The 1,369-nt window shown below is 75.5% G+C and carries 3 protein-coding genes; 2 read left to right on the forward strand and 1 reads right to left on the reverse strand.

Annotation, left to right across the window (positions count from 1 at the left end; translation table 11 throughout):
- Positions 1-297, forward strand: a 297-nt coding sequence (locus tag AOK18_RS34655; RefSeq protein ID WP_478078853.1) for a ferredoxin reductase domain-containing protein, incomplete at its 5' end; no start/stop codon positions are given.
- 121 nt (positions 298-418) lie between these two features.
- Here AOK18_RS34655 and AOK18_RS24380 read toward each other — a convergent pair.
- Positions 419-880 (reverse strand): RrF2 family transcriptional regulator, encoded by a 462-nt coding sequence (locus tag AOK18_RS24380; RefSeq protein ID WP_055575059.1) that lies wholly within the window; start codon positions 878-880, stop codon positions 419-421.
- A gap of 114 nt (positions 881-994) precedes the next feature.
- On the opposite strand from AOK18_RS24380, the gene AOK18_RS24385 reads away from it, so the two are divergent.
- A partial coding sequence (locus AOK18_RS24385; RefSeq protein ID WP_276205369.1) for a nitrilase-related carbon-nitrogen hydrolase occupies positions 995-1,369 on the forward strand: 375 nt, incomplete at its 3' end.

Raw genomic sequence — 1,369 nt, forward strand, 5'->3', positions numbered from 1 at the left:
CACGGCGACCGCTCCCCCGCCGACCACGCCCTGCGCGTGGACCACGAGGCGTACGCGGCGAAGCTGCCGGACGCGTCGGTGCACCTCTTCTACGAGCAGGACGCCCCGATCGGCACGGCCACCGGCCACGTCGACCTCACCGGGGTGCCGGTCGCGGCGGGAACGCGCGCGTACCTGTGCGGACCGCTGCCGTTCATGCGCAGGGTGCGGGAGCAGCTGATCGGCAGGGGCGTCGCGCCGGCCGACATCCACTACGAGGTGTTCGGCCCGGACCTCTGGCTGGCCGAGCGGGGCTGAGCGGACCGGACGGCGGAGCGCCCCCGCACGGCCGCGGCGTGCACCAGGACCGTGGCCACGGCGTGCACCGGGACCGTGGTGCGGGCCGCGACCACGGCGTGCGCCACGGCGGCGGTCCGCGCTACGGCCGCGGTCCGCGGGAGATCTCCAGCAGCAGCGGGCCCGTCGGGCCCCCGGCGAGGTCCGCCACGGTGAGCGGGTCCAGGGAGGCGAAGAACGCCTCCCGGGCCCGTCGCAGCGCGCCGCGCAGCCGGCAGGCGGAGCGGAGCGGGCAGGGCGTGCCCGCTCCGGACGCGGACACCCCGTCGCAGTCGACGACGTCGCCCTCGCCCTCGAAGGCGCGCACCAGGGCGCCCACCGAGGCCGTGCGGCCCCGTTCCGTGAGGGTGAGGCCGCCGCCGCGGCCGCGCCGGGCCGTGAGCAGCTCCCTGTGCTGGAGGTCGGCGACGACCTTCGCGGCGTGGGTGTAGGGCACTCCCATGGCCCCCGCGACGTCACGCGTCGTCGGGCTGGTCCCCTCCTCGGCCACGGCCAGGCGCATCAGGACCCGCAGGGCCAGGTCGGTGGAGCGCAGCAGCCTCATACCGGGCAGCGTAGGTAATGCGCATCCCGCGTTCAAATTTCCGGGACGGGGTGGTCCGGGGTCCAGCGGGGCCCGCCCACCCCATAATGTCGAACTGACGATTACACTGGCCGCGTGCCTCAACTTCGTCTCGCTCTGAATCAGATCGACTCACGGGTCGGCGACCTCGCCGGCAACGCCGACACGATCGTCCGCCGGACCCGGCAGTGCGCCGGGCAGGGAGCCCACCTCGTGGCGTTCCCGGAGATGGCGCTGACCGGGTATCCCGTCGAGGACCTCGCGCTGAGGTCGTCCTTCGTGCGGGCCTCCCGCGAGGCCCTGCGCTCCCTCGCCGCGCGGCTCGCCGAGGAGGGCCTCGGGGAACTGCCCGTGCTCGTCGGCTACCTCGACCGCAGCGCCGCCGACCGGCCGAAGTACGGCCGGCCCGCCGGCGCGCCGCGCAACGCCGCGGCCGTGCTGTACGGCGGCGAGGTGGTGCTGGACTTCGCC

The organism is Streptomyces prasinopilosus (genome assembly GCF_001419695.1).
Taxonomy (GTDB): Bacteria; Actinomycetota; Actinomycetes; order Streptomycetales; family Streptomycetaceae; genus Streptomyces; species Streptomyces prasinopilosus.